Origin of the sequence: Sulfitobacter sp. 1A12157 (assembly GCF_043557345.1) — a bacterium.
In the GTDB taxonomy this organism is placed as follows: domain Bacteria; phylum Pseudomonadota; class Alphaproteobacteria; order Rhodobacterales; family Rhodobacteraceae; genus Sulfitobacter.
In genome coordinates this window covers 320,671-345,582 of record NZ_JBIFFV010000002.1, presented here as the reverse complement: position 1 = coordinate 345,582, position 24,912 = coordinate 320,671, and the positions used below count along the sequence as shown (strand labels likewise).

The 24,912-nt window shown below is 64.9% G+C and carries 25 protein-coding genes; 4 read left to right on the top strand and 21 right to left on the bottom strand.

From position 1 onward, the window contains the following. Positions 1-72: 72 nt before the first annotated feature. From ACGYLC_RS05625 to ruvC, 16 genes are all read right to left on the bottom strand, one after another. Positions 73-1,749, bottom strand: a complete 1,677-nt coding sequence (locus ACGYLC_RS05625) for a formate--tetrahydrofolate ligase (protein ID WP_394422087.1) — start codon at positions 1,747-1,749, stop codon at positions 73-75. Positions 1,750-1,860: 111 nt separating this feature from the next. After that, on the bottom strand, positions 1,861-2,445 hold the full coding sequence (locus tag ACGYLC_RS05620; RefSeq protein ID WP_394422086.1) for an MOSC domain-containing protein: 585 nt from the start codon (positions 2,443-2,445) through the stop codon (positions 1,861-1,863). Between the two features lie 39 nt (positions 2,446-2,484). Beyond that, positions 2,485-3,138, bottom strand: a complete 654-nt coding sequence (locus ACGYLC_RS05615; RefSeq protein ID WP_394422085.1) for a hypothetical protein — start codon at positions 3,136-3,138, stop codon at positions 2,485-2,487. A gap of 145 nt (positions 3,139-3,283) precedes the next feature. Beyond that, positions 3,284-5,200 (bottom strand): ATP-dependent zinc metalloprotease FtsH, encoded by a 1,917-nt coding sequence (gene ftsH, locus ACGYLC_RS05610; protein WP_067262909.1) that lies wholly within the window; start codon positions 5,198-5,200, stop codon positions 3,284-3,286. 101 nt (positions 5,201-5,301) lie between these two features. Then, positions 5,302-6,573 (bottom strand): tRNA lysidine(34) synthetase TilS, encoded by a 1,272-nt coding sequence (gene tilS / locus ACGYLC_RS05605; protein ID WP_394422084.1) that lies wholly within the window; start codon positions 6,571-6,573, stop codon positions 5,302-5,304. A 6-nt stretch (positions 6,574-6,579) separates the two neighbouring features. Beyond that, complete coding sequence (gene ybgF, locus ACGYLC_RS05600; RefSeq protein WP_394422251.1) at positions 6,580-7,440, bottom strand: tol-pal system protein YbgF; 861 nt, start codon at positions 7,438-7,440, stop codon at positions 6,580-6,582. A 73-nt stretch (positions 7,441-7,513) separates the two neighbouring features. Then, a complete protein-coding gene (gene pal / locus ACGYLC_RS05595) occupies positions 7,514-8,038 on the bottom strand; it encodes a peptidoglycan-associated lipoprotein Pal (protein ID WP_067262930.1) in 525 nt (174 codons plus the stop codon). Positions 8,039-8,137: 99 nt separating this feature from the next. Next, a complete protein-coding gene (gene tolB, locus ACGYLC_RS05590; protein ID WP_394422083.1) occupies positions 8,138-9,481 on the bottom strand; it encodes a Tol-Pal system beta propeller repeat protein TolB in 1,344 nt (447 codons plus the stop codon). 1 nt (position 9,482) lies between these two features. Continuing rightward, positions 9,483-10,643: an energy transducer TonB gene (locus ACGYLC_RS05585; RefSeq protein ID WP_394422082.1), complete on the bottom strand. Its 1,161-nt coding sequence runs from the start codon at positions 10,641-10,643 to the stop codon at positions 9,483-9,485. Positions 10,644-10,646: 3 nt separating this feature from the next. Beyond that, positions 10,647-11,120, bottom strand: coding sequence for a protein TolR (gene tolR / locus ACGYLC_RS05580; protein ID WP_394402911.1), 474 nt, complete (start codon positions 11,118-11,120; stop codon positions 10,647-10,649). 3 nt (positions 11,121-11,123) lie between these two features. Further along, complete coding sequence (gene tolQ / locus ACGYLC_RS05575) at positions 11,124-11,819, bottom strand: protein TolQ (protein WP_394402912.1); 696 nt, start codon at positions 11,817-11,819, stop codon at positions 11,124-11,126. 130 nt (positions 11,820-11,949) lie between these two features. Further along, positions 11,950-12,348: a YbgC/FadM family acyl-CoA thioesterase gene (locus ACGYLC_RS05570; protein WP_209218189.1), complete on the bottom strand. Its 399-nt coding sequence runs from the start codon at positions 12,346-12,348 to the stop codon at positions 11,950-11,952. Further along, the gene (locus tag ACGYLC_RS05565; protein WP_394402990.1) at positions 12,345-12,968 is read right to left on the bottom strand and encodes a hypothetical protein; all 624 of its coding nucleotides are present in this window, start codon (positions 12,966-12,968) and stop codon (positions 12,345-12,347) included. Before ACGYLC_RS05565 ends, ACGYLC_RS05570 begins: the two co-directional genes overlap by 4 nt. Before the next feature lie 30 nt (positions 12,969-12,998). Further along, positions 12,999-14,018: a Holliday junction branch migration DNA helicase RuvB gene (ruvB, locus tag ACGYLC_RS05560; protein ID WP_394422081.1), complete on the bottom strand. Its 1,020-nt coding sequence runs from the start codon at positions 14,016-14,018 to the stop codon at positions 12,999-13,001. A gap of 76 nt (positions 14,019-14,094) precedes the next feature. Further along, positions 14,095-14,772, bottom strand: a complete 678-nt coding sequence (gene ruvA / locus ACGYLC_RS05555; protein WP_394402915.1) for a Holliday junction branch migration protein RuvA — start codon at positions 14,770-14,772, stop codon at positions 14,095-14,097. After that, positions 14,769-15,275, bottom strand: coding sequence for a crossover junction endodeoxyribonuclease RuvC (gene ruvC, locus ACGYLC_RS05550; RefSeq protein WP_394422080.1), 507 nt, complete (start codon positions 15,273-15,275; stop codon positions 14,769-14,771). The genes ruvA and ruvC overlap by 4 nt, the downstream gene beginning before the upstream one ends. Before the next feature lie 353 nt (positions 15,276-15,628). Here ruvC and ACGYLC_RS05545 point away from each other — a divergent pair, with 353 nt between their 5' ends. Next, positions 15,629-15,847, top strand: coding sequence for a DUF1127 domain-containing protein (locus tag ACGYLC_RS05545; RefSeq protein WP_394422079.1), 219 nt, complete (start codon positions 15,629-15,631; stop codon positions 15,845-15,847). Positions 15,848-15,938: 91 nt separating this feature from the next. Here ACGYLC_RS05545 and ACGYLC_RS05540 read toward each other — a convergent pair whose 3' ends face one another. The 4 genes from ACGYLC_RS05540 to ACGYLC_RS05525 all read right to left on the bottom strand — a co-directional run bounded on the left by ACGYLC_RS05540 (position 15,939) and on the right by ACGYLC_RS05525 (position 21,193). Continuing rightward, positions 15,939-16,283, bottom strand: a complete 345-nt coding sequence (locus tag ACGYLC_RS05540; protein ID WP_394422078.1) for a hypothetical protein — start codon at positions 16,281-16,283, stop codon at positions 15,939-15,941. Positions 16,284-16,393: 110 nt separating this feature from the next. Continuing rightward, positions 16,394-17,266, bottom strand: a complete 873-nt coding sequence (locus ACGYLC_RS05535) for a 50S ribosomal protein L11 methyltransferase (RefSeq protein ID WP_394422077.1) — start codon at positions 17,264-17,266, stop codon at positions 16,394-16,396. A gap of 82 nt (positions 17,267-17,348) precedes the next feature. Continuing rightward, positions 17,349-18,581 carry an MFS transporter gene (locus ACGYLC_RS05530; RefSeq protein WP_394422076.1) on the bottom strand — a complete coding sequence of 411 codons (1,233 nt, stop codon included), beginning with the start codon at positions 18,579-18,581 and terminating at the stop codon, positions 17,349-17,351. Positions 18,582-19,003: 422 nt separating this feature from the next. After that, positions 19,004-21,193, bottom strand: a complete 2,190-nt coding sequence (locus tag ACGYLC_RS05525) for a primosomal protein N' (protein ID WP_394422075.1) — start codon at positions 21,191-21,193, stop codon at positions 19,004-19,006. A 122-nt stretch (positions 21,194-21,315) separates the two neighbouring features. Here ACGYLC_RS05525 and fsa point away from each other — a divergent pair, with 122 nt between their 5' ends. Next, positions 21,316-21,969: a fructose-6-phosphate aldolase gene (gene fsa / locus ACGYLC_RS05520; RefSeq protein ID WP_067263530.1), complete on the top strand. Its 654-nt coding sequence runs from the start codon at positions 21,316-21,318 to the stop codon at positions 21,967-21,969. A gap of 63 nt (positions 21,970-22,032) precedes the next feature. On the opposite strand, the gene ACGYLC_RS05515 is transcribed toward fsa, so the two are convergent. Further along, the gene (locus tag ACGYLC_RS05515) at positions 22,033-22,953 is read right to left on the bottom strand and encodes a nitrilase-related carbon-nitrogen hydrolase (protein WP_394422074.1); all 921 of its coding nucleotides are present in this window, start codon (positions 22,951-22,953) and stop codon (positions 22,033-22,035) included. Positions 22,954-23,223: 270 nt separating this feature from the next. Here ACGYLC_RS05515 and ACGYLC_RS05510 point away from each other — a divergent pair, with 270 nt between their 5' ends. Both ACGYLC_RS05510 and ACGYLC_RS05505 read left to right on the top strand, forming a co-directional pair. Beyond that, the gene (locus tag ACGYLC_RS05510) at positions 23,224-23,931 is read left to right on the top strand and encodes a DUF484 family protein (protein ID WP_394422073.1); all 708 of its coding nucleotides are present in this window, start codon (positions 23,224-23,226) and stop codon (positions 23,929-23,931) included. Continuing rightward, on the top strand, positions 23,928-24,872 hold the full coding sequence (locus tag ACGYLC_RS05505; RefSeq protein WP_394422072.1) for a tyrosine recombinase XerC: 945 nt from the start codon (positions 23,928-23,930) through the stop codon (positions 24,870-24,872). Before ACGYLC_RS05510 ends, ACGYLC_RS05505 begins: the two co-directional genes overlap by 4 nt. Positions 24,873-24,912 lie beyond the last annotated feature (40 nt).

Here is a 24,912-nt window from a genome sequence, read left to right as displayed (position 1 = left end):
CCGTCTCACTTTCGCTCGCTAAAGGTTGAACACGCTCTACATCACCGCGACGGCGGGGCATTGCAACCCGCCTTAGAACAATCCCTCCACATCGCCATCGGCATTGAGCTTGATTGCCTCGGCTGAAGGCACCCGCGGCAGGCCCGGCATGGTCATGATTTCACCGCAGATGACGACGACGAAACCCGCCCCCGCCGAGAGCCGCACCTCGCGGATGGGGACGCTGAAACCCGTGGGCGCGCCGCGCAGGTCGGGATCGGTCGAGAAACTGTACTGGGTCTTGGCCATGCAGACCGGTAGAGTGCCGTAGCCCTGCGCCTCCCAATCCTTCAACTGGTTGCGCACCTTTTGGTCGGCCAGCACCTCATCGGCGCGGTAGACGCGTTTGGCGATGGTCTCGATCTTTTCGAACAGCGGCATCTCGTCGGCGTAGAGCGGGGCGAAATTCGCGTGATCGCCATCGGCGATCTCGGCCACGCGGGTGGCCAGATCGGCGGAGCCTTCCGAGCCCAGCTCCCAGTGGCGCGACAGGATCGCCTCGGCCCCTTGGGCCGCGACATAGTCTTTCACAGCCGCCACTTCGGCGTCGGTATCGGTGACGAAATGGTTGATCGCCACCACCACGGGCACGCCAAAGGATTTCACGTTTTCGATGTGGCGGCCAAGGTTGGCGCAGCCCGTTTGCACGGCCTCGACATTCTCGGTCCCGAGATCGGCTTTCGCCACGCCGCCGTTCATCTTCATCGCGCGCACGGTGGCGACGACGACCACCACCGAAGGCGCGAGCCCTGCCTTGCGGCATTTGATGTTCATGAATTTTTCGGCCCCGAGATCGGCGCCAAAGCCCGCCTCTGTCACCACATAATCCGCCAGTTTCAGCGCTGTGGTCGTGGCGATGACCGAGTTGCAGCCGTGGGCGATATTGGCGAAAGGCCCGCCGTGCACGAAGGCGGGGTTGTTCTCCAACGTCTGGACGAGGTTCGGCTGCATCGCGTCCTTCAGGAGTACCGTCATCGCCCCATCCGCCTTGATGTCGCGGGCATAGACCGGGCTGCGGTCGCGGCGATAGGCGACGATCATCGCGCCAAGGCGCTCTTGCAGATCGGTGAGGTTCTTGGCCAGACAGAGGATCGCCATGACCTCGGAAGCGACGGTGATGTCGAAACCCGTCTCGCGCGGGAAACCGTTGGGCACACCACCCAAGGAGGCGGTGATCTGGCGCAGAGCGCGGTCGTTCATGTCGACCACCCGGCGCCATGTGACCCGGCGGGTGTCAATCTCCAACTCATTGCCCCAATAGATATGGTTGTCGATCATCGCCGCCAGCAGGTTGTGGGCGCTGGTGATGGCATGGAAGTCGCCGGTGAAATGCAGGTTCATCTCTTCCATCGGCACCACCTGAGCATAGCCGCCGCCCGCGGCCCCGCCCTTCATCCCAAAGTTCGGCCCGAGCGAGGCTTCGCGGATGCAGACCGCCGCCTTTTTGCCGATCCGGTTCAGCCCGTCGCCGAGCCCCACGGTGGTGGTGGTCTTGCCCTCCCCCGCCGGGGTTGGGTTGATCGCGGTAACGAGGATCAGCTTGCCATTCGCACGATCCTGCACAGAGTCGATAAAGGATTGGCTCACCTTCGCCTTGTCATGGCCATAGGGCAGCAGATCGTCGCTTGAGATGCCCAGCTTCGCGCCGATCTCCTGAATAGGGCGTTTCGCCGCTTCGCGGGCGATTTGAATGTCGGTTTTAAAAGCCATGAGAATCCCCTGTTGCCGTTGGTGGCGATCTTTATCCTTTAGCCATAGCGCGACAAGCCCCCGCCGGGGGGCCGTGTTTCCGACACTCAAAGTTCGCGAAACGGCGCGCGCTTAGCCCAGATGCGGCCAGACCGGTTGGTTCGGCACGAAAAGCCGCAACACGTCCCCAAGGTTCAACGGCCCCTCCCGCTCGACCCATGCGGTCACGCCGCGTTTGCCTTGGGCGGCGGTTTTGAAGGTTTTGCCATGGCCCGGGGCCTCCACCTCAATCTCACGGGCCGGGAGGTTGCAGGGGCCGTTCTCGATATCCACGACCAAGGTGGTGCCATGCGCGTTTTGCAGCCGCGACCCCGGCGGGACAAGGGTGAAATCCGGGATCCCCTCCAGGATGATCGAAGCGCCCAGCAGGGTCGGGTCGAGCGTGGGCAGGTCGATGGCGGCGGCGATCTCGGCCGTCTCTTCGGCGGAGAGGATGGAGAGCTGGCGGGTGTTGCGTATCTCTGTGCCCTTGGCATGCAGGTTGCGCACGCGCACGCAGGCCGGACGGGTCAGCCCTGCGTGAAAATCACCTTCGAAGCCCGCATATGTCGCAAAAGCCTGCTCCACCGCGACCGAGCGGATGTTTTCGCGGTTCTGAGGGACCATGCCCAACCAAGTGATCCGGGCGGTATGGTCTGTCTTGCGCAGTTCGGGCATGGGGCGTCCTTTGACGTGGTTTGCTGTGGCATCCTATGCCTATTGCCGGACCAGATGCACCTTGAAACCGCCCCCGCTTAGTGAGGCTTTGGCAAGGGTGCCCGCCGTGTAGACAAGCGACATCCCGAAGGATTTGAGATAAAAGGGCGAGACATAGCCCGGCCCCATGACGACACGGTAGGACATATCGCAGACCACCGAAGCCCCCTCTTCCCGGCTGCTTTGCGTCGCGATCTGCACCACGCGGCGGCCATCGTAGAGCGACAGCGGCGCGGGGCAGCTTTTGCCGGTGGCGAGCGCGGCGAAAACCTCGGGCGGGAAGAGGACACCGGCAGGCACCGCGCCGGCCTTCGACATTTCCGTCATTTCCGACGCCGGGGTGATCTTGACCGAGGTGACCTGCCCCCCGGCCCGATCAATCGCAATATCGCGCGTCTCGCTCCCCCGGTTGGATCCAAGGTAGCTGACCGCGGTTCCACTTGACTGGGTGACCGCCTTGAAGCTGCCGTTCTTGATGCCGAAAGGCGCGTTGTCGAGCGACAGCAGGAAGGCCGCGTTCCGGCTTTGCCCGTTGAACTGTAAAGTCCCCAGCTGCCGCCCGCCTAGGTCGACCACATAGGTCTGCGGATCGGCCCAGACAGGTCCGGCGTTGAGGGCGAGGAGAAGGGCGAGGGCAGAAAGGATGCGTCGCATAAGACCCGGCTTGTTCAAGAATTCCGTCCCTGTCTAACGCGAGGGCGGCTCTGAGGCGATAGTGGAATTCCCGCCCCGACCGGCGGGAGTGCCGAAACGAAAAGACCCCGCCGAAGCGGGGTCTTTCATATATCGAAGCGTCGGATCAGACCGAAGGTTCAGGCTCCATCCCGCCATCCTTTGGCGGGGTCTTCTTGCCCTTCGCCTTGGGGATCGCGGTGACGCTCGGCGCGCTGCCGGTGTCGGAGTTGTCGTCGTCGGAATCCTCCGCCGGCGGCAGGCCGTCCATGACGCGCTTGATCTCATCGCCGGTCAGGGTCTCATATTCCAGCAGACCTTGGGCCAGACGCTCGAACTCCACCTCTTTCTCGGTGATGATCTTCATCGCGCGGTCATAGCCGTCTTGGATAAACTGCTGCACCTCTTTCTCGACCAGCTCCTTGGTATTGGCCGAGACGGAGAAGCCCGCAGTGTTACCCTGATAGCCCTGCGCGGCTTCGGAATAGTCGATGTTGCCGACCTTATCCGACATGCCCCATTGCAGCACCATCGCACGCGCCAGCGCAGAGGCTTGCTGGATGTCGCCCGCCGGGCCGTTGGAGACCGAGTCCGGCCCGTATTTGTGGATCTCAGCCGCCTTGCCTGCCATGGCCATGGCCAGACGCTGGTGGCATTCGTCCTTGAACATGTTCAGGCGGTCGATCTCGGGCAGGCTCATCACCATGCCGAGCGCGCCGCCGCGCGGGATGATCGTGGCCTTGTAGACCGGGTCGCATTTGGGCAACGTCATGCCCACGAGGGCATGGCCAGCCTCATGATAGGCGGTCATCTCTTTCTGCTCGGCGGTCATCACCATCGAGCGGCGCTCAGGCCCCATCATCACCTTGTCCTTGGCCTGCTCGAAGTCGACCATGGTGACGAAGCGGCGCCCGACGCGGGCGGCCATCAGCGCGGCCTCATTCACGAGGTTTGCAAGGTCAGCACCCGAGAACCCCGGCGTGCCGCGCGCGATGATGCGCAGGTCCACGTCCGGCCCCAACGGGGTCTTGCGGGCATGGACCGAGAGGATTTTCTCGCGGCCCTTGATGTCGGGGTTCGGCACGGTGACCTGACGGTCAAAGCGGCCCGGACGCAGCAGCGCGGGGTCGAGCACGTCGCGCCGGTTGGTCGCGGCGAGGATGATGACACCCTCGTTGCTCTCAAAACCGTCCATCTCGACCAGAAGCTGGTTCAGGGTCTGCTCACGCTCATCATTGCCGCCGCCATAGCCCGCGCCACGGTGGCGTCCCACGGCGTCGATCTCGTCAATGAAGACGATGCAGGGCGCGTTTTTCTTGGCCTGTTCGAACATGTCGCGCACGCGGCTGGCACCCACGCCGACGAACATCTCGACAAAATCGGAGCCTGAGATGGTGAAGAAGGGCACGCCCGCCTCACCCGCAATTGCGCGGGCCAGCAGGGTCTTACCGGTGCCCGGAGGGCCCACCAGCAGCGCTCCTTTGGGGATCTTGCCACCGAGGCGCGAGAACTTCTGCGGATTGCGCAGGAATTCGACGATCTCTTCCAACTCCTCCTTGGCCTCGTCGATGCCCGCCACGTCGTCAAAGGTCACCCGGCCATGCTTTTCGGTCAGCATCTTTGCCTTGGATTTGCCAAAGCCCATGGCCCCGCCTTTGCCGCCACCCTGCATGCGGTTCATGAAGTAGATCCAGACACCGATCAGCAGCGCGATCGGCAGCAGCGACATCAGGAAGGTCTGGAAGCCGGATTGTTGCTGGGGGCGCGCTTTGACGGGGATGTCGTTGTCGATCAGAAGCTGGGTCAGCTCCGCATCGCCGGGTTTGATCGTCAGGTAGTCGGCACCATCCGCTTGGCGGAATCGCACCTGCTCGCCATCCAACGTCACATTACGGACATCACCATCCTGTACGGAGGTGACGAATTCGGAATAGCTGACTTCGTTGTTTTGCAGCGACCCGCTGGACCCGCTGAACAGGTTGAACAGCGCCAGCACAAGCAACATCAGGACAACCCAGAAGGCGAGGTTACGAACATTTCCCAAGGGAATTCTCCTAAATTCACATGGCCGCAGGCAAGTCCCGCAACCCAAGGGGCGCCCGTTCGGGCAACCACCATACTAAGATAGACATGATGCGCTCATGTTCAATGCGATAATGGCGCGGTTTTGTTCCATTCCGCCCCGCTTTCGCGCCGGACATGCCATTTCTGATCCAGCCCGGCAAGGGGCGCGGCAAGCAGCCGCGGGCCTTGCCAGATGGCCGGGGTCGACAGCAGGGCGGCACGGGGTCGCCCAAAGCTGCGCCAATCGGGGCATTGGGCCAGCCCCTCGGGGCCAAGCGCGCGCAATTCGGCCTCGGGCGGCAGCCCTTCGGGGGGAATCGCACGCCAGCGCCCGTCCCAAAGCTGATCCGCAGGCACGCGCAGATCGCGCACCGCGTTATACTCGCGAAAGACCCAGATTTCACCGCGCCGGCGCAGCGCCTGACAGCCCGCCAGCGTGGCCGCCTGCCCTTCCGCCAGCCCCGCGATCAGGGCGGCGACGGGGCCGCGGCGCGGGGGGTAGGCACCGCCGTTGACCTGCCCAAGTGCCCGAAGCATCAGGCGGCGGCGGATCTCTTCCGGTGCGGCGAAGAAGGCACCGGCCTGCATCACCTGCGTCCCCGCTTCGATACGCAGGATATCGCCCGCGGCGCAGTCGGTTTGCGCCTCCAACGCTGCCCGGGCCATGGCCATGTTGCGCGCGACTTCGGCCAAGGTTTCTACATCAATGCCAAGTGGCGCGAGGGCATCGAGGCTTTGGCGAGTTTTGATCCGGGCATAGCGCGGGTCATCGTTGCTGGGGTCTTCGACCCAGTGAAGCCCCGCCCGTCGCAGATGATCGCGCAGCGCCGCACGCCGGGCGAAAAGCAACGGGCGCAGCCATGTGACACCGAACCTTTCGCTGCGTAGCGCCATCGCCGCAAGCCCATCGACCCCCGACCGCCGCGCCAAGCGCATCAGCACCGTCTCGGCCTGATCGTCCGCCGTATGGCCAAGGGCCACGACGGGAAGCGCGCGCCGCGTGGCCCAATCGGCCATCAGGCGATAGCGCGCCTCTCGCGCGGCGCTTTGAAGATTGCCCTGCCCGTCCCAATCGCGCCAATGCAGAGTTTCATGGGCCAACCCCAGTCGGGCGGCATGGCGCGCGACCATGGCGGCCTCTTCCGCCGCTTCCGGGCGCAGCCCATGGTCGACGGTCACGGTCTCAAGATGACTACCGGTTGCCACCGCCATCCCATGCAGAAGCGACAGCAAGGCCATGGAATCGCCCCCGCCAGAGACGGCGACGCCAAGGCGGGGTGGCAGCGCGCCGCCCAAGCCGGACAGCAGCCCCTCGGTCAGCGCTGCATCAGCCGTTGCGGCGGGTGCAGTCATCCGCGGTCAGGAACAACCCAGCGTCTGGCGCTGCGCCTCGGCTTGGCTGACCTGCGGGGCGCTCGGGAAGCGCACGGCGACTTCAGCGAGGGTCACGCAGGCTTCTTGGGTCTGCTCCAACACGCCAAGGGCGCGGCCCAACTCGAAGAGCGACCGCGGGGCCACCGGCCCTTCGGGGTCGGTGCTGAAGGCCGCGAGATAGGCGCGCGCCGCTTCGCGGTTATCGCCCAGACCGGTCAGAGCTTCGCCCCGGCGCATCTCGGCCTCGGCGGCTAGCGGACCGCCGGGATAGGTCGTATTGAAGGACGCAAAGAGATCGGCGGCGCTGCGAAAGTCACCCGATGCGAGCGCCTCCTGCGCCCGCTCGAAATCGGCCTTCTCGCTGACCGCCAGCTCTGCTTCGTTGATCGGGGTGATGATGCCGCCAGATGTACCTGCGCTACCGCTGCCGGGGGTCACTTCGACCACCTCGCGGCCCGCTTCGGGCGCGGGAGCCGCCACGGCGGGCGCCGCCCCGCCGCCGAGGGTCGACGTCTCACCCAAAGCGCCCAGATCGCCGCCTTCAAGCTCGACCAGACGGTACTCCAGATCGCCAATCCGGTTGGTGCCATCAGCGACGATCCGGTTGATGCGGTTCTCCATTTCCTCGGTCTTGGAGGTGAGGCGCTGCAACTCGCTCTCCATGGTGCTGACCCGCTCCAACACAGAGTTGCCGCCGGTCTCGACCGAGGCGCCGCCGGTGGTCGACAGTTCGCGGCGCAGCTTTTGCACCTCGACATTGAGCACGGTCAACTGCTGGCGAATATCCGCCAGCGTTTGATCGTTGTCCTGCGCCATAAGCGCGGCGGGGGCGGTCATCAGCCCCATCACGGCCACGAAAATATATCGCTTCAGCACATCGGCCTCCTTGGATTGGTCATTGCTTGGGCTGTTGCCGCGATCAGCTGGTCAGCGCGCCGCCGGCCAGCACGGTCACCGCGCGGCGGTTCTTGGCATAGCACGCCTCGGCCGAGCAGATTTCGATCGGGCGTTCCTTGCCGTAGCTGATTGTCTTGAGCCGCGAGGCTGCGATCCCGCGCGAGATCATGTATTCACGCACCGCGTTGGCACGGCGACCGCCAAGGGCGATGTTGTATTCGCGGGTGCCCTGCTCATCGGCGTGGCCTTCGATCACGGCTTGGTAGTCGGAATTGGCCTGCAGCCATGCAACCTGCCCGTCAAGGGTGGCGCGGCCTTCGTCGGTCAGGGTGGATTGGTCGACCAAGAACAGCACCCGGTCGCCCACGGCCTGCTGGAAATAGGCGGTGGAGGTCGGGTCATTCGCGCTGCCCGGCACCACGCCGGCGTTGACCCCGGCCCCTGCATTTGCCCCGCCCATGCCATCGGCACCAAAGCGGTCAGGGTTGGTACAGGCCGACACGGCCAATGCGGAAATCAAAAGCGTGCTGGTCAGAATGCGTTTCATGGGGTCTGCCTTCTATGTGGTGGCGTTATCGTTGCTGGTATTAACACAGGCGCGGGATCATTGGAATTGCCCGCACCTGTGGATGATATGAGTAAGGCGTCAGTTTTGCAGCGGTGACCACGAGGGGTCAGAGCCGCCTTCGGGCGTGCGCACGGGCTTGAGGTTGCGCCCCGAAATATCGACGGAGTAAAGCGAGGAGGATCCGCCCGCCCCTTGGGTTTCGCGGGCGAACATGATGACCCGCCCGTTCGGTGCCCAAGTCGGCCCCTCATCGAGGAACGACGCAGTCAGCAAACGCTCTTCGGACCCATCGAGGCGCATCACGCCGATGTGGAAGCGCCCTTTGTTCTGCTTGGTAAAGGCCACCAAATCCCCGCGCGGCGACCAGACGGGCGTGCCGTAACGCCCCTCGCCAAAGGAAATCCGCGTCGCCTCCCCCCCGGTGGCGGGCATGACATAAAGCTGCGGGCTGCCGGAACGGTCACTTTCAAAAACGATCTTGCTGCCATCGGGCGAGAAGCTCGGCGCGGTCTCGATCGCGGGGGTGTTGGTCAGGCGCACCGACTGGCCGCTGTTGATGTCCATCGAGTAGATATCCGTGTTGCCGCCTTGGCTCAGCGAATAGACCACCGTCTGACCGCTGGGCGAGAAACGTGGGGCAAAGGCCATGGAGCCTTCGGCGCTTTGCAGCCCGCGGCGCTGGACGGTGCCGATATCCAAGACATAGATGCGCGGAAAACCGCTTTCATAGCTGGTGTAGAGCACACGGTCCCCGCTCGGCGAGAAGCGCGGCGCCAGCACGATGGAGCCGGATTCGGTGAGGTATTTCAGGTTTGCCCCGTCATAGTCCATCACGGCCAGACGTTTCTGGCGGTTGTCCTTCGGCCCGGTCTCGGAGACGAAAACCACGCGGCTGTCGAAATAGCCGCCCTCGCCGGTGATCCGGCTATAGACCGCATCGGCCACCTTATGCGCCATGCGGCGCCAGCCATCGACGGTGCCGCTGAATTGCAGACCGCCCTGCCCGCTGGCATCCAAGAGTTCCTCGCCTGAGAAAACGTCATAGACGCGGAACTTCACGTTCACGCTGTTGCCGGTGACATTGACAGCCCCGGTGATCAGCGCCTGCGCGTTGATCGCCTTCCAGTCGGCATATTCCACCGGCGCATTAAAGTCGCTCACGGTAGAGATATAGGCGCTGGCCGGAATTTCGCGGAACAGGCCAGTGCCGGTCAGATCGTCCGAGACGACGCGGGCGATGTCTGTCGCCAACTGGCCCGCCTCACCGCTTTCGGGCTGGAAGCTCGGCACGGCGAAGGGCAGCGGCTCGATGGTCGGGTCGTCAATCACGATGCGCAACGGCTCGGCGCGCGCGGTGTCCGGGGCCGCCGCAAAGACGGTCGCGGCCCCCAGTGCCAGAAGTCCCAGAAGTCTCGTCAGCATGTTATCGGCTCCTCATTGGGTCGAATGTCATCTCGATGTCTTGCCATTGGCTGTATTTTTCCTGCGGCAGGTCATAGCCACGACTGCCGCAACGGATGACCGCGCGTTTCGCGGCTTCAAAGGCTTGCCGCGCGGCGGTGTCGCTGCCGCCGCTGGCACTCAGCAAGCGGATCGAACTGGCCACTGGCGTGCCGTCCTGATTCATCTGCATGCCGACCACGACCGTGGTGCGGGCCGCCTCTGTCGACAATGCGCCGATGTTCCAACAAGCCGAGACCGCCACCCGCAGGCTTTCACGCTCTCCAGACGACAGCGGCGGGCCACTGGGTGCGGGGGCTTCGGCTTCGGGCTGGCCCAGAACCTCGCTCAGCGCGTCGGCGATGGCATCATCGGTCGAACTGGATGTCGCCGGTTCGTCGACAGGTTCGGGCGCGGGTTTGGGGTCCGGCCGCGCGGTCTCGGCAGGTGTTTCTTCGGGCGCCTCGGCCACCTCGACGGGCGGCGGCGGGGACGGACGGCGACCGGGCGGGCGCGGCGAGGCCGCCGGGGCCTTGTCGGCTTCGGTCACGATCTCGGTCGTGGTATCCTCGGGCGTCTGCGCCTCTTGCGGTTCTTCCTCGACCACGACTTCGGGCTCGGCCTCTGGCTCCGGCGTCACGGCGGGCTGTTCGTCGAGGTCGGGGCGCGCTTCGGGTTCGGGCGGCGCGACAGGCTCGGGCGCCACACGCGGCGCTTCGCGCGGCCGGGCTTCGGGGGCGATCTCGGGCACCAGCACGGCGGTATCGCCGATGGGCTCGTTCATTTCGGGCGCGGTGTCGTCCACTTCTGTCTGCGGCGGCAATTCCAGCTCGGTCACCTCGGGGGGGAGGTCTTCGGGCGGGGTTTCTGTTTGTACCGGCTCGGGCTGTTCGATCTGCGTGTCCGGCTCGGCGGTGACCTCGGGCGCTTCCTCGCTCGGCGCGGGCAATGCGGGCTGGGCCACCTCGGTGGCCGAGGCTGGCGGCTGCTGGGCCGCGACCAGCGCGTCATATTCCGCCGCCGAGATCACTGAGACCTCGGTCATCTCAACCGGCTCAGGCTCGGAAGTGAAAATGTTTCCGAACAACAGCCAGCCGATAAGACCCAGATGCCCGGCACCTGATATGTAATGCCCGGTATGCACCGCTCAGCCACCCGACGTGTCGCTGCCGTCCAACGCCGGGCCGCCGATGTCGGTCACCAGACCGATGTTGGAAAAGCCGCCCGCGTTGAGCGCGCCCATGACTTCCATGACCTGCGCATAAGACACCTTGCCATCCGCGCGCAGAAACACCCGGTCGCTGGCCCGCTCCGAGGCGATGGCGCGCAGCTTGGTCACCAGTTGATCCCGCGGCGTGTCGGTGGTCTGGATTTGCACCGCCCCTTCGGCAGTGAGGGTGACGGTCAGCGGCTCTTCCTGCTCGGATGGCAGGGCCGTGGCGGCGGTCTTGGGCAGTTCCACCGGCACGCCGACGGTCAAAAGCGGGGCCGCGACCATGAAGATGATCAGCAGCACCAGCATCACGTCCACGAAGGGCGTGACGTTGATCTCGGCCATCGGCTGGGCGCGGCCACGCCGCCGCCCCTTGCCGCCTTGTTTTTTCATGACACCCGCACCCATGGCTTAGCTGTCCAACTGGCGGCTAAGGATGGTGGCGAATTCGTCAGAGAAAGCCTCGTAGGTGCCCAAGATGCGGTCACTGTCGGCGCTCAGCTTGTTGTAGAAGACCACCGCCGGGATCGCGGCCAGAAGGCCGATGCCGGTCGCCAGAAGCGCCTCGGCGATGCCCGGGGCCACGACGGCGAGGTTGGTGTTCTGCTGGGCGGCGATCTCAATGAAGGAGTTCATGATCCCGAAGACGGTGCCGAACAGGCCGACGAAAGGCGCGGTGGAGCCCACGGTCGCCAGTACCGGCAAGCCCTTTTGCAGACGCTCCGCTTCCTTGGCGATGGCCACGTCCATCGACCGGTCGATGCGTGCGGTGGCACCGGGAATGAGCGCGCCATCCTCGCGGTGCGAGCGGCGCCATTCCGACATGCCGGCGGCAAAGATCTTTTCCGACGGCCCATCGGGGTCGGCGCCAATGGTGTCAAAGAGACCGTCCAGCGGCTCGCCCGACCAGAAGGCCTGATCGAACTGCGCCGCCTCGGCGCGGGCTTTGCGGTATTGGATGGTTTTCTGAACGATGATCGACCAAGACCAGAAAGAGGCCCCGATCAGCATGATCATTACAAGTTTGACCGTGACCGTCGCCTTCGCGAACAGACCCCACAGGGAGAAATCGATCCCCTGTGCCAATGCCAGCGTCTCTGCTTCCATTTAACTATGCTCTTTTACTGCCGCCCCTTCGGGGCATTCTGCCTCTGGGTTCTATCTCTGGGCCCTATTTTCCGGCCTCTATTTGGAGCAAAGCTAACGGACTGCAACCGGGATTGCTAGAATTATGGTATCAGCGCGCCGGATCGCCGTCCGACAGGCGGAGTTTCGCTGGCAGCCGCGTGGGTTTTCCGCCCGTCGTCATGCAAACGGCGGTCACTTTGGCGCGAAAGATGACCTTGCCATCGCGCAGCACGTCTTGGTCGAACACCCAACGCACCGGCCCTTCGGCCTGGTGGGTCGTCTGCACCTCTAGTCGATCGCCAAAGCGCGCGGCGCCGAGATAATCCGCCTCCACCCGCGTTACGACAAAGACCAGCCCCTCGTCGCGCATGGCACGTTGATCAAGGCCGATCTGTTCGACAATGTCCGACCGCGCCCGTTCGATATAGCGCAGGTAGTTGGCGTAATAGACGACGCCCGCCATATCGGTATCTTCATAGAAGATGCGGACCGGGAAGCTATGGCTCATGACGCCACCTGCACCCGTGCGGCAAGGCGCAGGGCGTGGCTGGCATCATTGGCGGCGGGCGGCATCACCGGGTCATAGGCGGCGCGGATCACATCCGCGACCTCAGGGCGCAGCACCAGCGCGTCATCGGCCATCGCCAGCGGCGATTGCCCTTGAAAGGCATCCTCGGACCACAGCAGAATGACCTGCACCGCTTGGCTCAGCGCCAGCACCTGCGCGGACATGTCTTGCAGGCTCTCGTCCATGCGCAGGAAGACGAAGGCCGCCTTGATCGCGCCGGTCTCGTCAAAGCGGAAAAAACGGTACTGGTTCGCGCCTGCCGTCTGCAAGCGGTCGACCTGCGCCGCGAGGTCGGGGACCAGCCCCTCCATCCCCGGCACGTCGAGCAGCTCCGCCCAATCGGCGAAGAAGAACATCATCAGGTTGCTGCCCAATTCGGGGTCGGTTTCGGCCATGTCGTGACCGGCGAGCTTGGCCACCGCTTCGAGTGCGCCCTTGACCACCGGCAACGCCTCTTCCTCGATCCCAAAGGCCACGGGGGCGATGGGGCGGCCCCAGCGGGCAAAGGCGAACTGCCCGTCGCGGCGGGTGAATAGGGTCTCGATCTGCTCTGCGGTCATCTTCATCTGGTCTACCTTCGCTTCGAAGCGTCAGCCAAAAAGGTCGCTCTGCCCCTTTGGCGCGGCCATGCCAAGGTGTGTCCACGCCTTGGCCGCCAACATTCTGCCGCGCGGGGTACGCTGGATCAGCCCTTGCTGCAACAGGAAGGGCTCAATGACTTCCTCCAGCGCATCGCGGCTTTCGGAAAGCGCGGCCGAGAGCGTTTCGATCCCCACCGGTCCGCCCTGATAGTTCTCCGCCATCAACCGCAGGTAGCGCCGGTCCGCCCCGTCAAGGCCGAGGTGATCGACACCGAGCCGAGTCAGCGCCATGTCGGCCAACTCGCGCGTCACCCGGCCATCGCCTTCGACCACCGCGAAATCCACCACCCGGCGCAGCAGGCGGCCCGCGATCCGCGGCGTGCCCCGGGCGCGTTTGGCAATCTCGCGCGCGCCGCCTTCGTCCGCCGGGGCACCCAGCTTGCGGGCGTTGCGGTCGACGATGATGTAAAGCTCGTCCTCGGTGTAGAATTGCAGCCGCGTCGGGATGCCGAAACGGTCGCGCAGCGGCGTGGTCAAAAGCCCCATGCGGGTGGTGGCGCCCACCAGCGTGAAGGGCTGCAACTCGATCCGCACCGTGCGCGCCGCGGGGCCCTCGCCGATCACCAGATCGAGCTCGAAATCCTCCATCGCCGGGTAGAGCACCTCTTCGACCGAGGCGTTGAGCCGGTGGATCTCGTCGATGAAGAGCACGTCGCGCGCCTCGAGATTGGTGAGGATCGCGGCGAGGTCACCGGCCTTGGCCAGGACCGGGCCGGAGGTCATGCGAAAGCCCACGCCAAGCTCGCGCGCCATGATCTGCGCCAGCGTCGTCTTGCCCAGTCCCGGCGGGCCGTGAAACAGCGTGTGGTCCATCGCCTCGCCACGCTGGCGGGCGGACTGGATAAAGACCGACAGGTTCGCCCGTGCCTCCGCCTGCCCGACGAATTCGCCAAGCATCTGCGGCCGGAGCGCGCGGTCGGTGTCTTCGGGCAGCGGGTCGGGCCGCACGGTGGGGTCGATGTCGGTCATAGAGCCTCGTTATGCCGTAGGGTGCGTGGTTCTTCCAGCGGAAGGTTCGCGCACCAGCAGCCGCGCGCGTTCCTGCTCACCCCTTCGGCGCCAGCAACTTAAGCGCCGCGCGAATCAGCGCCTTGGTATCGGCCTCGGGCGCCTCTCCGGCGGCCTGCGCCACGGCGCCCGCCGCATCGCCCGGTGCATAGCCAAGGTTGCCAAGTGCCGAGAGCGCCTCGGACTGGGCCGAAGCATTGGGGGCGGCGGGTTTCGGCGCGGGGCGCGGGGCGGCGGCTTCGATCACCGCCTCGTCGGCGGCGGCCTCAGTCTCGCCCATGGCGTCGGCCACGGTGCCGGTCATCGCCATGACGCCGGGCGCCTTATCCTTGAGGTCCAGCACCACGCGCTGCGCGATCTTGGGGCCGATGCCCTTGGCGGCCTTCACCGCGTTCCAGTCGCCAAGCGCGATGGCGCGGCTGACCCCGTCCGGCCCCAGCGTGCCGAGGATCGCGAGCGAGGCCTTGGCCCCCACCCCCTGCACCGAGGTCAGCAGCCGATGCCATTCCTTCTCCACCAGCGTCTGGAAACCGAAAAGCTGCATCAGGTCTTCGCGCACCACGAGGTCGGTATAAAGCGCCACCGCCTCCCCCACACCCGGCAGCGCGGCCATGGTCCGGTCGGAGACATAGACAAGGTAGCCCACCCCGCGCACGTCGATCAGCACGTGATCGGCGGCGCGGTAGTCGATGCGGCCCGAGAGCTTGCCGATCATGCGCTCGCCCTCGCCACCGCCTGCGCGAGGGTGCTCGCGCCGCCGTGGTGTGCGTGGCAGATCGCGATGGCCAGCGCATCGGCGGCATCTGGCCCGGCAATCTCGACCCCCGGCATCTGCATCTTAACCATATGCGCCACCTGCCCCTTATCCGCATGGCCAACGCCGACCACGGTTTTCTTGACCTTGTTGGGGGCATATTCGCCCACCGTCAAACCAAACTGCGCGGGCACCAGCATCGCGATGCCCCGCGCCTGCCCCAGCTTCAGCGTCCCGGCCCCGTCCTTGTTCACGAAGGTCTGCTCAACCGCTGCCGCTTGGGGCCTCCATGCCGTCAGCACGCGCGTAAGCTGCCCATGCAAGGACAAGAGCCGCGCGCCAAGGTCGTCGCCTTCGGAGTGACAGATGCCATTGGCCACATGGGCGATTCGGCTGCCCGAGACATCGATCACGCCCCAGCCCAGATTGCGCAGCCCCGGATCTATGCCGATCACCCGTATCATCTCTGCCCCTCGGTAAAATTGTTGCTTTTTTGGTGCACTAGCACGAAAGGCGAACATCGCAAAGCCCTGATGCGCGGCGGGCGCTTTGCGACAGGCGCCCTGTCGCTTTTGAACCGCGGTGTCGAATTGCGCCCCTCCATGGTTCAAAACCGACATGCCAGGCAGCGAATTTTTCCCGCAATGGGAGTGGGTTAACCCTATTTTCGACCCATGCAAAAAACGCAAGCCTCACTGTCGTTTTTGAGGGATTGCGCGGGGCGACTTTCGGGCATACTTGCCGAAAATTCTGTTCGGCAAGGGGCGCTACACCCTCCCCCGCTGACGTAACCTGAGATCAAACAAAGGACGGCCCCATGGCAGCTTTCGACACCACCCGCACCGCTTACGGCTCCCCCTCGGCCGTCACCCGCATCCTTAGCTTTTTCGGCGCCTTCTTCGCCGCGGTTGAGACTTGGCAAGACAGCCGCGCCACCCGCAAGGCGCTGTCGGACCTGACCGATCTTGAACTGCAGGACATCGGCTTGATCCGGGGCGACATCGACCTTGTGGCGCAGAACCACTTCGTGCGTTGATCTTACGGGATAAGCATCAGCCCAATTAGAAAAAGCCGTAGTGGAGAGCCTCCGCTACGGCCTTTTTCTTTTCGCAAGGGGCGGTGCCACGTTACCGCATGATCGGGCCGGTCAGCTCGGCCAAGGTCTGGGTCACCGGGTCGATGGCCATCATCTTGGCGCCGACCTGCTCAAAGTTCGACCCATTGGCGAGGCGCGAGAGGCGTTCGTTATAGGTCACCGGGCCGATCGCCGCGAGGGTGAAGGCCTTGAAGCCGAAAAACACCAGCACGATCAGAAAAAGCCCTGTCATCGGGAACCTCCGGCGGGCGCGCTTCGGCAAAACCGAGATCAACCCGTCGCGCCCTACGCGGGTGACATATCCTCGTTCCAGCTTCCGATGCTTGCGCCCGAGAAGTTCGATCCGTTTCGCGAATTGAGCGTGTCCTTCAGCCATCACAGCCTCCGTAGCAATCCGGCCCCCACCGTTTGCTGCCATTTTGAATAAAGTCCAAATGTGGCGAGAAAGCGGCAAAAGGGTCGAATGCAACGAAAATGAGGCGCGAATTATACTTTCGTTTGCAGCGTTAGTGTCGTCCAGTCGCCAATGCTCTCACGGTGGGTCAGATTGATGCCGGATCGTGCATAAACCTCGATCACCTCCTCCGCCTGTTCGTTCAGCAGGCCGGAGAGAATCGCATAGCCCCCGGGTTGGAGCGCCGCCGCCATGTCGGGGGCCAGTGCCACCAACGGACCTTTGAGGATGTTGGCGAAGACCAGGTCGAAGGGGGCGGCCTCGGCCAGCGCGGGGTGGTCGAAGCCCGCCGCCTCGACGCAGGTCACGCGGCCCGTAAGGCCATTGGCGTCGACATTGGCCTGCGCCACCTCGACCGCGACCTCGTCGATGTCGCTGGCAAGCACATTCTCGGGCCAGATCCGCGCGGCGGCCATCGCCAGCACCGCGGTGCCGCAGCCGATGTCGGCCACGTTCTTGCCGTGGAACCCCTCGTTCGCCAGCCGGTCGAGCGCCTTGAGGCAGCCCAAGGTGGTGCCATGGTGCCCGGTGCCGAAGGCCATGGCGGCCTCGATCAGCAGCGGCTCGCAGTCTTCGGGCACCTTGTCGACGTCATGGCTGCCGTAAACGAAGAAGCGGCCCGCCTCGACGGGCGCCAACTCCCGGCGGACATGGGCGACCCAGTCGGTCTCGGGCAGTTCGGAGACGGTGAAGTCCTTCGCCCCCATCGCCTTGGCAAGTACCGCCAGCGCTGCGGTGTCCGGTTTCTCCTCGAAATAGCCACCGACCTCCCAAAGGCCCGAGCCGTCCTCGACCTCGAACACGCCCACGCCGGTGGGTTCGGGGCTCAGCCGCTCCATCGCCTCGCCCAGAGCATAGGCGGGGTCGCGGCCTTCGAGGGTGGTCAGGGCGGTGAACGTGGGCATGGCGCGGTCCTTTGCTGCGGTGCGGTTGCGTTTCGCCTAGGGCCGCGCGCGCGCCGGGTCAAGCCATGCCAGGTTTCGCGCCCTATTCGGCGGCCTGCGGCACGGCACGTTGAAAGATCGTCTCATGCCCCGGCGCGGGATGGCGCGGGATCAGCAGCGACAGCATCAACGACACCGCCGCCATGCCCGCAGCGAGGAAGAATACCGCCGCCGGGGAGGCCAGCCACAACAGCCCCAGAAGCACGGGCAGAAAGACCGCGGCGATGTGGTTGATGGTGAAAGCCACCGCCGCCGTGGGCGCGATATCCGCCGGATCCGCGATCTTTTGGAAGTAGGTTTTCAATGCCAGTGCGAGGGCAAAGAACATATGGTCGATAACATAGAGCGCCGCCGCGATCACCACGCCCCAGCCGAGGTAATAGACCCCGCCATAGGCCAGAAAGACCAAGATCAGCCCGATGTACTCCACCGCCAGAGTCCGGCGTTCGCCGAAATGGCCCACCGCGCGGCCCATCAGCGGGGCAAAGAGCATATTGGCGACGAGGTTGATCAGGTAGAGCGTCGTGATCTCATGCACCTCGAAGCCGAAACGCTCGACCATCATGAAGCCCGCGAAGACCACGAAGATCTGCCGCCGCGCGCCCGACATGAATTGCAGCGCGTAATAGAGCCAGTAGCGTTTGCGCAGCACCATCTTCTTGTTCTGCACCGTGGGCGCCTCGAACTGCGGATAGGCCAGCATGGCGACAAGCGCGATGGCGACGGTAACGCCCCCGCCGATCATGTAGACGATGTTGTAGCTGAGGCTCAGGGTCTCCCACAGCGCCATGATCGCGAGATAGGCCACCAGCGTGGCCAGCGAGCCTGCGGCCATGAGCCAGCCGATCATCCGCGGGGCGTCTTCGATCTTGAGCCATTGCAGTTGCAGCGACTGGTTCACCGTCTCGTAGTAGTGAAAGCCGATGGAGCTGAGCATGGTGATCGTCAGGATACCGCCCATGGAGGGGAAATAGGCCGTGACCGCCGTCGCCGCGCCCAGAAGCGCGAGCGAGACCAGCCCAAGCACCTGTTCGCGCATGAAAAGCAGAATGGCGATGACGCCGATGGCGAAAAAACCCGGGATCTCGCGCACCGTATGCAACAGCCCGATGTCGGACCCGTCGAAATCCGCGACCTCAATCACGAAGTTATTGAGCAGCGCCGACCATGTGTTGAACGCAATCGGCATGGCCAGTGCCATGAGAAACAGCAGGGCCACGGGGCGGCGCCAGAACGGCAGGCGCTTGGCCTCTTCGAGGGTGATGAAACGGGTCATGGGATTTCATTACGCCGGGGTATCGGGAATGGCGAGAGAAAACGCGCAGAGCCGGGCAGTGCCAGACCGGGGCTGGGGTTGCCCGTATCAGTTGGTCACCCTATGGCGGCAACTCATAAGAACCACGCGCAAGCCGCCACTCCGATTGCAAAAGCGCCCGACCATGCACCGGTCTGGCGTTGCCCGGCGGCCTTCGGTCTTGATTTCGGGCTGTTTCAAGCGGGGCATCAATTGGCACCGGCCCGGGACAAGCCGCAGGCGCCGGGCCATCGCCTGCCCGCCCCCCCGGGTAGGCGATTTGCCAAGGCTGGGTGCGACCTCGCGAAGGCACATCACGGCTGAGCCATAAAGTGGCACGCGCCTAGCTTTGCATCGCCAACCCGCGGGCAGACGCTGGCCCTCGTCCTGCAATAGCTAAAGCCTCAATAAAAACTCTGCGGGTCGATATCCACCGCCAGCCGCAGATCCCCCTTCAGCCGCAGCCCCCCGACCCAGCGGCTAAGCGCCTCTTGCAGCGCCACGCCCTTGTCCGCCTTCACCAAAAGCCGCACACGGTGCCGCCCGCGCACCCGGGCGATCGGCGCGGGCGCGGGGCCGAAGACCTGCGCGCCCACTGCCCGCAGCGGTGCGTCGTGCCGCGCCAGATGGTTGCCCAGATCGAAGACTGCCGCCGCATCGCTGCCGCTGAGGATGATCCCGGCCATGCGCCCGTAGGGCGGCACCCCGGCCTGCCGCCGCTCGCCCGCCTCGGCGGCCCAGAAGGCCTCCTCCTCTCCCGCCAGAATGGCCCGGATCACCGGGTGCTCGGGCTGGTAGGTTTGCAAGAGCGCCGCGCCGGGCGCCTCGGCCCGGCCTGCCCGCCCCGCCACCTGCCGCATCAGTTGAAACGTCCGCTCCGCCGCGCGCAGGTCCGACCCGGTGAGGCCGAGATCGGCGTCGATCACCCCCACCAGCGTCAGCTTCGGGAAGTTATGCCCCTTGGCCACCAGTTGCGTGCCGATGATGATATCCGCAGCCCCCTCGGCGATGCCCGCAATCTCGGCCTTGAGCGCCCGGGCCGAACCGTACATGTCCGAACTGAGCGTCGCGATCCGCGCCTCGGGCCAGAGGGCGGCGGCCTCCTCGCCCAGCCGCTCCACCCCGGGCCCCACGGGGGCCAGCTTGCCCTCGACCTCGCAGGAGGGGCAGGCCTCGGGCATCGGTTTGCTCTCGCCGCATTGGTGGCAGATCAGCCGCTTGAGAAACCGATGCTCCACCATCCGCGCATCGCATTGATCGCAGCCGATCTGCTCGCCACAGGCGCGGCAAAGCGTGACCGGCGCATAGCCACGGCGATTGATGAAGAGCATCGCCTGTTCGCCGCGTTCGAGCCGCGCGTCGACCTCGCGCTTCATCTCGCCCGAGATCCATTTGTCCCCGGGCAGCCCGGCGGCGCGCATGTCGATGGCCCCCATCTTCGGCATCACCGCCGGGCCGAAGCGCGAGGTTAATTCCAGCCGCCGGTATTTGCCCGCCTGCGCATTGGCCCATGTCTCAAGGCTCGGCGTGGCGCTGGCCAGCACCACCTGCGCACCGCAGATCGAGGCCCGCAGCACCGCCATGTCGCGGGCGTTGTAAAGCACCCCGTCCTCCTGCTTGTAGGACGTGTCGTGTTCCTCATCCACGACGATCAGCCCGAGGTTCTGGAACGGCAGGAACAGCGCCGAACGCGCGCCGATCACCAGTTGCGCGTTGCCCTCGCCCACCATGCGCCAGATGCGGCGGCGCTCAGTCATGGTCACGCCGGAATGCCACTCGGCGGGCTTGGCGCCGAAACGCTCTTCGACCCGCTCGAGGAACTGCTCGGTCAGCGCGATCTCAGGCAAGAGCACCAGCGCCTGCCGCCCGGCCTGCACCGCCGCCGCCACGGCTTCGAGATAGACCTCCGTCTTGCCCGAACCGGTGACGCCGCGCAAAAGCGTCGTGCCGTAAGTCTCGGACTTGATCCCCTCGCGCAGCACCGCGGCGGCCTTGGCCTGATCCTCGGTCAGTGCCTTGCCAGGCAAGGATGGATCAAGCCGCCGGAACGGCAGATCGCGGGGGCTTTCCTCCTCGCGCACCGCGCCTTGGTCGACCAGCCCTTTCACAACCGAGGAGGTCACCCCGGCCATCTCCGATAATTCCTTTAGCGTGAAAGCCAGATCGCCATATTCCTCCAGCACCGCCATGACCCTTTGCCGCGCATCGGTCATGCGCGACGGCACGCCCTCGCCCGCGCGGTAGATCTTGCGCATCGAGGGCGGATCGCCCAGACCCGGCGCGCGGGTGGCGAGCCGCAGCATGGCGGGCAGCGGGGTCAGCGTATAGTCCGCCGCGCGCAGCAAGAATTCGCGCATCTCCTCGCGCATCGGCGGCGCGTCGAGCACTCGGATCACATGGCGCACCTTGGTGATGTCATAATCCCCGGCCCCCGGCCCCCAGACCACGCCCATCACCTTGCGCGGCCCCAGCGGCACCTCGACAAAGGCCCCGGCCCGGCAACCGCCCTCGGGCGCGCGGTAATCCAGCGCGCGGCCCAGAGGCTGGGTGGTCATTACCGACAACAACTCACCATGGTGGTAGAATTCAGCCATACCTGCCGCCTGCTCCGTGTTGCTTGGGGGAATTGAGGCTTTAAGCATCGCAGATCATGCGGTAAAGCCAAGGCAACGAATTGCCCCGATAGCGATCACATTCCAACCCGGAAGGAAAGCCCATGAAATTCTTCGTAGATACAGCCGAGATCGACGCCATCGCCGAACTCAACGACCTTGGCATGGTCGACGGCGTGACAACCAACCCCTCCCTGATCCTGAAATCGGGCCGTAACATCCTTGAAGTCACCAAAGAGATTTGTGACCTCGTCGACGGCCCCGTCTCTGCCGAAGTCGTGGCGCTGGAAGCCGACGCGATGATCGCCGAGGGCCGCAAACTGGCCGAGATCGCTGACAACATCACCATTAAGCTGCCGCTGACATGGGACGGGCTGAAAGCCTGTAAGGTTCTGTCGGGCGAAGGTCATATGATCAACGTGACGCTCTGCTTCTCGGCGAACCAAGCGCTGATCGCGGCCAAGGCGGGCGCGACCTTTATCTCGCCCTTCATTGGCCGTTTGGACGACATCAACCTCGATGGCATGGACCTGATCCAAGACATCCGCACCATCTACGACAACTACGGGTTTGAAACGCAGATCCTCGCCGCCTCCATCCGCAGCGTGAACCACATTCTGGACGCCGCACGCATCGGTGCTGATGTGATGACCGCGCCGCCCGAGGTGATCAAGAAACTGGCCGCGCATCCGCTGACCGACAAGGGGCTGGAGCAGTTCATGGCCGATTGGAAAAAGACCGGTCAGAACATCCTCTGATCCGGCCTCAATGCCCGAACACCAACCCCCTTCCGCCCTTGGCGGAGGGGGTTTTTCTTTGCCCTATGCCGCACTGCCTTCGACCGTCAGGTGATCGCCCGACCACAGGCCCGGGCGCACCTCTGCCTCTGCCGCGCCCGCGCGGATGCGGCGGCATTGCCCCACGGGAATCGCCGGAGCTTGCAAGACCAAATCCATACCTTCCGCCGCTGTCTGGGGCGGCAGGGCCGCATGCATCCCATCCAAAGCCACGGAGACATCGCAGGGCAAATAGACGCTCGCCCCGCCCACGCCGGTATCCTGCTGCCATGGGGTGAGCGGTGCGCCCACCGCGCCGACACAGCAAACGGCGGTCTGCAATTCGATCGCCCGCGCCCGCGCGCAGCTGAACACGCGGTTATAGCCGGTGATCATGTCGGTCTTGGCGGGAATGATCACCAGATCGAGGTCCAACTCTCCCAGTTTGGACCAGAGCGCGGTATATTCCGCGTCCAGACAGATCGCGATGACGCAGCGTAGCCCGTTCCACTCGAACAGGTTGATCCCCGTGCCCGCGATGGTCACGCCGCTGGCGCCATTCGCCTCAAGCGGGGTCAGGCTCAGCTTGTTCTGCACTTGCAGCCCGCCATCGGGGGTCAGAAACCACGCTTGATTGAGGTAACCTTCGGGCGCATCGACCGAAGGGAAGGCCACGGGGAAGGTGCCGGGCAGCAGGGCCACGCCGGTCTGCTCGACCATGCGCCGCATCGGGTCAAGCGCCAGTGTGGCGGTCTGCGCGAGCCAGCCAAGCTGCCCTTCCGCGGGCAGGTCGGCAGGGGCAAAACTAAGCCACTGCGCGCAGCAGAACTCTGGCATCACCAAAAGCTGCGCCTCACGCGCGGCGGCCTGTTGCAGACGCGTCTCGACACTGGCGAGCCAGCTTTGCAGCGAGTCCGGCGCGACCTGAAGGTTGGCGGCCCACAGATCGACAGAGACATGTTCCATGTAAGATTTCCTCTCCCGGCAAAAACCAGTCCCACCGCATCCGGGGATATACGGCAGACTTCGATCAGAGGCGCGCGCCCCTACGGCTGAAATCCGCGCGTCGACCGGGGCCAACACGTCTGCGCTGCTTTTGTTCCGGCAGGCTTCGTTCTACATCCCGGCCTGACGCAAGGCGGCAACAAGACCGCAGGCGGCAGGACACGTGACCAATTGGGGGCAGATCTTGACGCCCCAGCATGCTATGACACCGCAAATCAAAAAGAGACGCCCATGAGCAGCAGCCCCAAAATCGACGACGCCCTGCGGGAGGCGATCATCTCAGCGCCCGATGTCATCCTTTACGACAGCGACGTGATGCAGGCGCTGATCGCGGCCAATGAAAAGGCCATGGGCGGCAATATCGTCGATCTGCGCGGCATCGCGATGGAGCGTCTGGAAACCCGGCTCGACCGGCTGGAGGACACCCACCGCAGCGTCATCGCGGCGGCCTATGAAAACCTTGCCGGGACCAACCAGATCCACCGTGCCATCCTGCGGATGCTCGACCCGGTGGAGTTCGAAACCTTTCTGCGCGATCTCGGCGGTGAAGTGGCCGATATCCTGCGCGTCGATGCGGTGCGGCTGGTGTTGGAATCCACCCAGAACGACAATGACCCGGCGGTGCAGCGTTTGGGCGATGTGCTCAGCGTGGCCGAACCGGGGTTTATCGACGACTACCTCAGCCAAGGGCGCGGCGGCATGGTGCGGCAGGTGACCCTGCGCGCGCTGCAAGACGGGTCCGAAGTGCTCTATGGCGGCAAGGCGGGGTGGATCCGGTCCGAAGCCTGTCTCAAGCTTGACTTCGGCCCCGGACGGCTGCCCGGCCTGTTGGTCATGGGCGCCGAAGACCCGCATATGTTCGGCCCGCAACAGGGCACCGACCTGCTCACCTTCTTCACCGGCGTGCTAGAGCGCTCCATGCGCCGCTGGCTGTCTTGAGCGAGAGGGCAAATCCGCTGCTGATCAGCCCCGCCGCGCGGGACGCGCTTCAGACGTGGCTGACGCATCAGAGCGCGCTAAAGGATGCGGCTGAAAATACGATCATCGCCTACCGGGGCGATGTGACCGAATTCCTCACCTTCATGACGCTGCATAAGGGCGATACCCAAGGTCTGGGGGCGCTGGCGAAGATTACCATCAGCGATATGCGCGCATGGATGGCCAGCACCCGCAGCGGCGGGGCGGGATCACGGTCGGTGGCGCGCAAACTTTCGGCGGTGAAGGCCTTTTACCGCTGGCTGGCCGAGCGGGAGGGGTTCGAGCCAACTGCCGTCCTCCTCGCCCGGTCGCCGAAGTTCACCAAGAAACTGCCCCGCCCCCTGGCCGAAGACGCCGCCCGCGCGCTGATCGACTGTGTCGAGACCCAAGCCCGCGCCCCATGGGTCGCGACGCGTGACGTGGCGGTGTTGACCCTGCTCTGGGGCTGCGGGCTGCGGATTTCCGAGGCGCTGGCGTTGAAAGGCGGCGATGCGCCGCTGCCCGCCAGCCTGCGCATCCTTGGCAAAGGCGGGAAGGAACGTGTCGTGCCGGTCTTGCCCGCCGCCCGCGCCGCCGTCGACGACTACCTCGCCCTCTGCCCGCACCCGCGTGAGGCGCAGGCCCCGCTGTTCCGCGCCATCCGCGGCGGTGGCCTGGGCGCGCGCGCCGTGGCGCAGGTGATGGCCGATGCGCGGATGCAACTGGGCTTGCCCGCCAGCGCCACGCCCCACGCCATGCGCCACAGCTTTGCCACCCATCTGCTGGACGCAGGCGGCGATCTGCGCGCCATTCAGGAGCTTCTGGGCCATGCCTCGCTCTCGACCACGCAGGCCTATACCGCCGTCGATACCGCGCGGCTGATGGAGGTCTATAACAACGCCCATCCCAAGGCGGGCCGCTGAGCCCCTTGCACCCCGCGCGGCAATCGCCATATTGGCAGCA